Genomic DNA, 9,474 nt, shown 5'->3' with positions numbered 1-9,474 from the left:
CATTATAAATAATATATTGCTGAATGTGGATTTTTAGTTAAAATGTGTGTTTTTTGTTTTTTTTTCTTGTAAATTCCTTTTTTAAAATATTTTTAATACTCTTTTTTTGAACTATATTGCTATATTTTAATGTTTCGTGAAGAATAATGAAAAAAAAATTTGTTAATGTTAATATTTATTAACATATTTGCGTTTAAAATATATTAAAATTTGTTAATATGAATGTTAAATTGCGAGTTTTAAGTGCTGGTGTAATGTTCTTTATTGGAGGGCAGACTGTCATGGCACAGAAAAAAATGAAAGACACAACCTCAAGGGAGACGAAAATTGAGGAAGTCGTAGTACTTGGTTATAGTAAGACGGCAACTAAAGCTAAATCAACGGAAGCAGCCACGACTATTTCTGCTGAAACGTTAGAAAATCGTCCTAATACTACTTTCTTAAATTCATTACAAGGAGCCGCTCCAGGTATTGCAGTTAATTCAAGTTCAGGTTCTCCTGGTTCGGGTAAGATTGATATTATGATTAGAGGTATATCTTCTCTTAATGCTTCTACAGATCCTTTGTATGTGATTGATGGATTGACAACTTCTGCAACTCAATTTAGAAATTTGAATCCTAATGATATTGAAACTCTAAGTATCTTAAGGGATGCTCAGGCTACCTCAATTTATGGTAACAGAGGAGCAAATGGTGTTGTTGTGATTACTACCAAAACGGGGAGGTTTAATTCCGGGTTAAGGCTATCTTATGATATGTTGACTTCTTTTTCAACATATCCTGGGACAAAATATAATATGGCGAATGCGAAGGAGTTTCTTCAGATTCAAAATAATTATGGAGCTGGATACGGAGCTACTTTGTCGCAAGAAGAGATCGATAATTATGCAACGGATACTGACTGGAGTAAAATATTCTTTAGGGTGGGGATGTCTCAACAACATAATTTAGGATTACGTTTTGGAGGTGAAAATATTTCAGTTTACTCATCTTTAGGATATTTGAATAATGAAGGGATTTTTAATAATACTGATTTTCAAAGATTTACATTCAGGAATAATATTGTAGGAAAATCAAAAGATGGAAGATTCAACTATTCTGCCTTGGTCGGCTTAGGTTATTCAAAGAGAAATCAGTTTGATGAGGAGGAGAATAGTGGTATTGCGGCAAATAGTATCCAAAATGTTTTATTTGGCACATTGCTTTCAGATCCAAGTTTGGAGCCATATCCATATAGTAATGGTACAGCTATGTATAATGACATAGGTGGTGCATCTACAGGTGTTAGACCATGGGTTTTATATGATAATATGATTGGAGGGGTAAGAAATAGATATGCTGAAACTACAATAAATGCTAATGTGAAAGCAAGTTATAAACTTACCGATTATTTGTCAGTAGGTAATAGATTAGGGATTGAATATAAGGAATATGACAGGACTTTTGCTCGTTCACCATTTGGATATTTGTCAAATGCTGTATCTAGACCACTTAATGCATACGGGGGAGTAGAAACTCAGTCAAATATTAAAGATTTTACATTTAATAATGTAACTAATGTAACTTTTGACCAGCAGTTTGGAGATCACTCAATTACTATTTCTGCTTATCTAGATTATTTTAAAGCTCATTATATGTCAAAGGCTTTTACTCAGAATGGTTTGGATCCTCTTAACTGGTCATTTGGAGCTGGAACTGGATATATTCCATTCAGTAGTAGTACACCAACACTTTATAATCCGAGTGTTTCTGCATCGAAAATAAATGCAGGTACAATGGCTTATTTTGGGACATTTGATTATGATTATAAAAGTAGATATGGTGTTGGGGCTACTATTAGAAGAGATGGTTCTTATAGATTTGCCAAAGAGAATAGGTGGGAGACATTTTGGTCTGTTGCTGGAAGATGGAACATCGATAAAGAGGGTTTTATGGATGGATCTAAATTTAAAATGTTAAAATTAAGAGCTTCATATGGAACTCAAGGAAATCAAAATTTGGGAATTCCAGCAAATAATAGTAATTCGATATTCTTAAAAGCTAATGATTTCAAAGATTTAGTTGGATCTTATACAAATAGTAATCCTGCTTATCAGAGTTTGCCAGGTTATTATACTAAAATTGCAAATACTAAATTAAAATGGGAAAAGCAATCTCAAGCTAATATTGGTTTAGATTTTAATTATAATAGCTTTATAGAGGGTAGTATTGATGTTTATAGAAAATTGACTACCAGATTATTTAATGATGTAAATGTTTCTGGAGCTGTAGGAGCTATTACAACAACAACAAGTACTTTAACTCCTACTTTCTATATCTCAGGTAATAATGGCGAATTAGAAAACAAAGGGGTAGAGGCTGCTTTAAGATTTAATATTTTAAGAAACAAAGATCTTAAACTCTCAGTTTTCGCTAACACAGCCTACAATAAGAATAAGATTCTTTCAATGGAAAATGAAGATCTTTCAGGAGATTGGGTTCATGCTATTGGAGGTCCTGCAGGACAATGGAATTTATATCGTTATGTTGGTGTAAATCATGAAACAGGAGAGCAACAATTTCTTGATAAAAATGGAAATATAACAGAGGCTCCAACTGCAGATGATAGAGTTTTGACAGGTAAATCCTATTATGCTAAATGGCATGGTGGTTTTGGACTTGATGCAGAATATAAAGGGTTTTATGCTACTGTATTTTTATCATATCAAGCAGGAGGCTGGTCTTATGATAACTTAGAAAGTTGGATAATGGATCCATATTATGCAGCAAACGGATTAAATGTTTCAAAAGAACTATTAAACGCATGGACTCCATCTAACTCAAATAGTGATATTCCTGCTATAGATGCTTATAATGCTGGAGTTGAAGGCTCTTCTGATAGATTCCTAAGAAAAACAGACTTTATTAAATTGAAAAATGTATCTGTAGGTTATAATTTCTCAAAAGATCTGCTTAGAAATTTACCAATTAAATCATTGAAAATATTCTTACAAGCTGAAAATATTTACACTTGGACAGATTGGAAAGGGTATGATCCGGAACCAATTAAAGATTATTCTTTAGGAATTTATCCAAATCCAAGAACTGTTTCAGTAGGTGTTAATGTTGAACTATAATATAAAAAAAATGAAAAAAATAATATATACTGCACTCTTTTGTTTATCAGTGTCATCTGCTCCTTTTTTACTAAACAGTTGTCAAGACTCTTTGGAAATTATTCAGCCCGGCGAAGTTACTGATGAGGTGCTTTTTACCAATGTAGATAACTTAGCAACATATCTTAATGGAGTTTATGCTAGGTTTGAACCAAGCTATGGAATGTACTTAACTGCAGTTTTAACAGATGAAGTAAAGCCAGGCAAAGGTAGTGGAGGACAAGAATTTCAGTTACACAGATTTTTCTTGAATACTAATGATACTTATACATCTAGAATATGGCTTTATAATTATAATGTTATTAATAGAGTAAATAGGTTATTGGAAGGAGCTAAAAATATTACACCTACTTCGGCTGCTGAAACCATAAAATATAATAATACCATCGCACAAGCTAGAGCTTTAAGAGCATATGCATATTTAGAGCTTGAAACTTATTTTTCTACAAATATGAAAGATGAAAATGCTTTAGGTGTTATGTTAGTTGATAATGTACCTGCAACAACAGATATTAAACTTCCAAGAGTTGCTAATAAAGAAATATATGCTCTTATTAACGCTGATTTAGATTATGCTAGAACTATTTTAACAAATTCGACGGATCGATATCATGTTGATCAAAGATTCGTTAATGCAGTTGCTGCTAGGTTTAATTTATATAGAGGTAACTATTCCTTAGCAAAACAATATGCACAAGCTGTAATTAATTCTGGTTTAGCTTTAACACAAGCAACGCCAATTGATCCAGATGGTGATGGAATTAATACAGCAGCATGGAGAACTAAGTTTTATTCAAATACACCGTTTAACCCTTATAGAAAAATATGGGCAGATACTGATAGGGGAGAAGTGATTTTTGCTTTAAATAGACTGGCTTCAGGAAATGGAGCTTCAATTGGAACATATTGGAATACAAATGCTTCTCAAGCATCAGGTGTGCCTATGTGGTATTGGGGTCGTAATTTGTTTAATATTTTCTATAATACGGATGGAGATATTAGACGTTATGCATACTTAGATCCAAGCTCAACAGTTGATGCTAATTATTTGACAAGTAGCTCTCCTACTCAAACTGATGTTTTAATTGTTGATAAGTATCCAGGTAAAACAGGTTCAACAACAAGAAACGACGTTAAGCTTTTCAGAATTTCAGAAATGTATTTTATTTTGGCTGAGTGTGCTGTTGAGGAAAATGACTTTATTCAAGCTCAAAATTATGTACAAGCAGTTAGAGCTGCTAGAAACTATAAAGGAACAGCAACAACTCCTACTTATGCTACACAACAAGCAGCACTTGCTGATATATTGAAGGAACGTAGAGTTGAATTGGCTTTAGAAGGGCATAGATATATCGACTTAAAAAGACTCGCAACAAGAGCGGGGGTTACTATGGATAGAAATCCGACAGATGATAATGTGGCTGTTTCTAACCTGACAAACGATAGTTATAAGTATACTTTACCTATTCCGTTGTCTGAAATTGCAGCGAATCCAAGTGCTCAGCAAAATCCAGGGTATAATTAATATTTAATATAGTTATGACTAGTCCTGAAAAAGGTTGACTAGTTTACTAATTCAAATATACTTAAATCAGAGTAGGAATTTTCCTATTCTGATTTTGTTTTTTGTAGGTTTTTAATTTTACATTATTTTTCATATGTACTTGATTTGGGATGTTGTAGTTCAGGGAATAATCTGGTCTTAAATTATTATAGCAGTAAATTGATTGCTCAAGTTGTTGTGAGAGATTTTTAAAGTTTTCAAAAATATCAATCAATCCAAATTCATATTTCAGAATGCCATTTACTCTCTCCGCTACAGCATTTTCATAAGGATCCAAATTTTCAGTCATACTGATAAGAATATCACTTTTCTTTAGTCTTCAGATAGGTAATATCTGCAACCCAAACTGTTTCTGAATATTTCAACTCTTTTTCTTGGATAATATTGCGGTATTTTTTCATCCAGTGTCTGGAATTTGTTGTTTTAAAGTAACTATGCCTTCTGGGAATTAAAAGATAATTTGATCTTAAAAGCTTAAATAAACAATCTCTCCCTATATGAAGTTTCTCTTTAACAAAATCATTTTTAAGTAACACATACAGTTTTCGAGTTCCTATTTTAGGCATCTTTTTACGAATTGATAACACTAATTCTATAACTCTCTTATCATGATTACAGAAAGAGGGTTGGTTTTTCCTTTTGTAATAAGCTTGTTTGCTATATCCAAACAATCGACAGATATTTTCCAGTGAAAGTATGGTAACTGCCCTTATTTCTTGGATTGATTGGAACCAGACTTTTTTACAATCTCAATATTAAGCTCACGTTCAGCGATTTCTATAAATTTCTTAAACACCTTAACATCTTCTTCCTTTTTAGCTAATGCGGCTTGAAGCTCCTTAATCTTTTGTTTCTGTGGATCTTTCATGGGTCTGCCTTTACTTAATTGCTTTTCATAAGTAAAGTTACCATATTTTATTAACCATCTGGGAATACATGAATGCCCCCGAATATTGTATCGGATTTGTAATTGGGATTTGGTATATAATCCCCGCTCAAATTCAGACACTACTTGTCGTTTGAATGCTTCACTGTAATTTTGTACAAGAGAAGAGTTTTTTTTTTGATTTCATAAGGATGACCGGTTTTGTGGTTTTTCAGTCAACCTTTTTCAGGACGAGACATTATATAAAAAAACCGCTTCAAAAGCGGGGTTTTTTATTTCCTTTTATTTCTTATTTTTGCTTTACAAAATTGAAAAATGAGGAATATACTTTTCGTTATAACTTTCTTAGGTTTTTTGGCTAATGCACAGGTGGTTAATAAAACGGATTCAAATAGGTTAGATAAAAAACTTGCAGAAAAAAAAGATACTCTGGTCATAGATTCAGGAAAGAAAGATTCCTTAAAGATTTTTAAGCCAACGATTAATGATTATCAATATCAAATACAATTTTCCGAGAAAAAGGTGTTTGATACTGTGATGACTTTCGATAAAACTTTTATTTTTACGCAATACAATAACAAAGATAATTTTGGGAGGGTTCAATTCGCTAATGTAGGTTCAGGCTTCAATCCTTTATCTTATGAGGTGAATACTGAACAAAATTTATCATTACTTCCAACAAATAAATCTTATGGTATTTTAGGAATTAATGATATTCATTATTATGATGTAAAAACACCAACAGCTACTTTTATTTATCATAATACGATGAGAAATGGGGCGGCCTTGAAGTCAACTTATACTCAGAATATAGGTAAGAGATTTAACTTCGCGATTGAATATATGGGACTTCGTTCTCAGGGACTTTACAGAAATTCATTGGCTGCAAATAATAATACATTATTCTCTGGTCATTATATTACTAAAAGTGGGAATTATGAGGTATTTGCACATTATTTACATCAAAACGTAAACAATCAGGAGAATGGGGGTATTGCTGAAGACGAACTTTTCCAATCTGGTGACAGTAACTCAAGTAATAGACAAAATATGCAGGTAAATTTGTCTGGTTCTAGTTCTCAATTTTCCTATAGAAGATATTATTTAAGCCATCAGTTTACGCCTTTCAATTCAGAAAAATTTCCATTCAGAATAAGGCATACAATTTTTCATCAAGGAAATAAATATTTCTACCACCAAAATGGAGTAGAATCATATTGGTATAATGACCCAAATGAGTTAGTAAATAGCTATTTTCTGGGAACTAAAAAGTTTTCAGATAATTTGAGTAATACAGTAAGTTTGGTTTTTGATAATGAAAAATTCAAACTTGATGCAGGAGTTAGATATCAAATGCTTAAGTTTGGAGTAGAAAACGGAATTACGATTGATGACTTTACTTATCCAACAGAATTTAAAGAAAACAGAATTGGAGCGGTTGGGAATTTACAAGTAAAACTTTTTGATAAAGTTCAGTTAAACTCATTTGTGGAATTTTCTAAAGGGAGCCAGTTTGGAAATTATTTAAAAACTACAAATAATCTAAAATTTGAACCTATCAAAGATTATTTTGTAAATGCAAAAGTGAACTTCCAAAGCGTTTATCCTAGTTTCAATTATCTTTTGAATACTTCCGTTTATAACAAATACAATTATTATTTACAGGATGCAAAAAACCAGTCAATTACTGAAATAGGAGGTAATATTAATCTGAAATGGTTCCAGACACAATTATTTGCTAATTATTTCAGAATTGATAATTATACTTATTTTGATGGTGATGCAAAGCCTCAACAAAGTGGTAGTTCACTTAATATTTCTCAAATCGGAGGTGACGCGACATTCAGCTACGGAAATTTCCATTTGAATACACGGGTGCAGTTTCAAAACACTTTGACGAATAAAGAATTATATCCTATGCCTGGTTTTATAGGAAGAGCAAACATTTTCTATCAGGGAAAATGGTTTAAGAACGCTGCGGAAATTCAGACAGGAGTTAAAGTGTATTATTTCTCAAAATTTGCTTCTAGAGAGTACTTCCCGATTATTAATGAATGTATTTTACCAAATGCAAATTCATTTTCAATTGGAGGGCAACCTATTGTTGATGTATATTTTAATATGAAAGTTAAAAAGATGTTCTTCTTTATTGAGGGGCAACAAGTAGGAACTGTTCTTTCTCATAATAAGGCTTATGCTTTTCCACATTATCCTGTTTATGATTTTAGATTAAACATTGGAATTGTATGGTATATGTTCAACTAAAAGATTAGTCAAGTTGAAAACTATAAATAAGATATCGTTTAATGATATAGAAAACATACCTCAGTTGGTAAAAGATTTCTTGAACCAAAATATTGAGGGATTTGAAGAGAAAACATTTTCTTTAGATAATTTAAAAAAACAAATACATTTAAAGCAGAATTCATTTACTTCGGAACAAAGAGAAGTTTTGTTTAATGTATTTCAAAACCAACTTTTGAATCTTAATCTTTCGGTAAAGCAAAAAGAGAATATAGAAAGATTAAAAAAGCAAAATGCATTCACCATCACAACCGGGCATCAGTTGAATTTGTTTTCCGGTCCTGTGTTTTTTGTGTATAAGATTTTACAAACAATAAAGACTTGTGCATATTTAAAAGAAAATTTTCCCGAGTTTGATTTTGTTCCAGTGTATTGGATGGCTTCAGAAGATCATGATTTTGCTGAAATCAATCATTTTAAAACTGAAAACAACTACTACGAGATTAATGAAAAGTCGGGAGGAGCGGTAGGAAGAATTCAAATTAATGATACGTTTTTCATCTCTGAGTTTGAAAAGGAGTTCAAGGATTCTGTTTTTGGAACAGAACTGATTTTAATGCTCAAAGAAGCCTATAAGGTTGGAAATACTCTTACCGAGGCTATTAAAATATTAGTTAATCGTTTGTTTTCCGAATTTGGATTGTTAATTCTTGACGGAGATTCTAAAGAACTGAAAAATCAAATTAAGGCTACTTTTAAAGACGAATTAATTAATTTAAGTCTATATAAAGAATCAAAAGAAAAAGTCGATTTCCTTACTAAAAAGTATGGAAAAGTACAGGTAAATCCTCGTGAGATTAATTTATTCTATTTGTTGGAAACAAGAGACAGAATTGATTTTGACGGACAGAAATACATTATTGTAGACAAGAATATTCAGTTTTCTCAGGAAGAAATTTTAAATGAATTGGAAAATTACCCTGAAAGATTCAGTCCGAATGCTTTAATGAGACCTGTTTATCAGGAAACCGTATTGCCAAATTTGGCTTATATCGGAGGAAACGCCGAAATCATGTATTGGCTCGAATTGAAAGATTACTTCTCTAAAATAAATATTCCTTTCCCGATTTTGATTCCAAGGAATTCAATGTTGTTTATCAAGGGAAAAACGTTGGGTAAAATTGAAAAACTGAATTTAAAAGTTGAAGATTTCTTTCAAAATTTTGCTTCAATCACCAATAAAAAAGTATTAGAAGATAGTCCCATTTTGAAGTTGTTAGAAGAGAAAAAAGAATTGTTAAAAAACAATTTCTCTGAATTAAAATCCATTGCCGAAACCACAGAAAAATCTTTCGGAAATATGGTGAAAGCTGAAGAAGTAAGGCAGTTGAAATCTTTTAAAAGAATGAAAAAACGTCTACTTCATGCAGAAAAAATAAAGCAAAGTGAAATGCTGGAAAGACTGGAAAATTTATTTTTAGATATACATCCTTCAAAAATTTGGCAGGAAAGAGTTTTTAATTTTAGTGTTTTCTTTGCAGACGATGGGTATTCGTGGCTTGAAAATTGTTGGGAAGAAATGGTGGTTCAAGAATCAAAATTAATAATTGTTGCCATTTAATTTT

At 31.6% G+C, this 9,474-nt stretch carries 4 protein-coding genes and 1 pseudogene; 4 read left to right on the top strand and 1 reads right to left on the bottom strand.

Features of this window, described 5'->3' with window-relative positions:
• The first annotated feature begins 218 nt into the window (after positions 1-218).
• Positions 219-3,116: a SusC/RagA family TonB-linked outer membrane protein gene (locus OH806_RS12870; protein WP_264744075.1), complete on the top strand. Its 2,898-nt coding sequence runs from the start codon at positions 219-221 to the stop codon at positions 3,114-3,116.
• A 10-nt stretch (positions 3,117-3,126) separates the two neighbouring features.
• Positions 3,127-4,680 carry a RagB/SusD family nutrient uptake outer membrane protein gene (locus tag OH806_RS12865; RefSeq protein ID WP_264744074.1) on the top strand — a complete coding sequence of 518 codons (1,554 nt, stop codon included), beginning with the start codon at positions 3,127-3,129 and terminating at the stop codon, positions 4,678-4,680.
• Positions 4,681-4,741: 61 nt separating this feature from the next.
• Here OH806_RS12865 and OH806_RS12860 read toward each other — a convergent pair.
• A pseudogene (locus OH806_RS12860) lies at positions 4,742-5,782 on the bottom strand (integrase core domain-containing protein); the annotation flags it as partial.
• A gap of 138 nt (positions 5,783-5,920) precedes the next feature.
• Between OH806_RS12860 and OH806_RS12855 the strand changes: the two are divergent.
• Both OH806_RS12855 and bshC read left to right on the top strand, forming a co-directional pair.
• Entirely contained in the window at positions 5,921-7,870 is a 1,950-nt protein-coding gene (locus tag OH806_RS12855) for a putative porin (protein ID WP_264744073.1), read from the top strand.
• Between the two features lie 13 nt (positions 7,871-7,883).
• On the top strand, positions 7,884-9,470 hold the full coding sequence (gene bshC / locus OH806_RS12850) for a bacillithiol biosynthesis cysteine-adding enzyme BshC (protein ID WP_264744072.1): 1,587 nt from the start codon (positions 7,884-7,886) through the stop codon (positions 9,468-9,470).
• The last annotated feature ends 4 nt before the right edge of the window (positions 9,471-9,474 follow it).

Source organism: Chryseobacterium oryctis (genome assembly GCF_025971925.1).
Lineage (GTDB): Bacteria > Bacteroidota > Bacteroidia > Flavobacteriales > Weeksellaceae > Chryseobacterium > Chryseobacterium oryctis.
Note: the sequence above shows the minus strand (reverse complement) of the source record. Positions and strands in the feature narration are given on the sequence as shown.

Coding starts and splice junctions, on each gene's coding strand:
- OH806_RS12870 (WP_264744075.1), top strand. CDS start 219: ATGAATGTTAAATTGCGAGTTTTAAGTGCTGGTGTAATGTTCTTTATT.
- OH806_RS12865 (WP_264744074.1), top strand. CDS start 3,127: ATGAAAAAAATAATATATACTGCACTCTTTTGTTTATCAGTGTCATCT.
- OH806_RS12855 (WP_264744073.1), top strand. CDS start 5,921: ATGAGGAATATACTTTTCGTTATAACTTTCTTAGGTTTTTTGGCTAAT.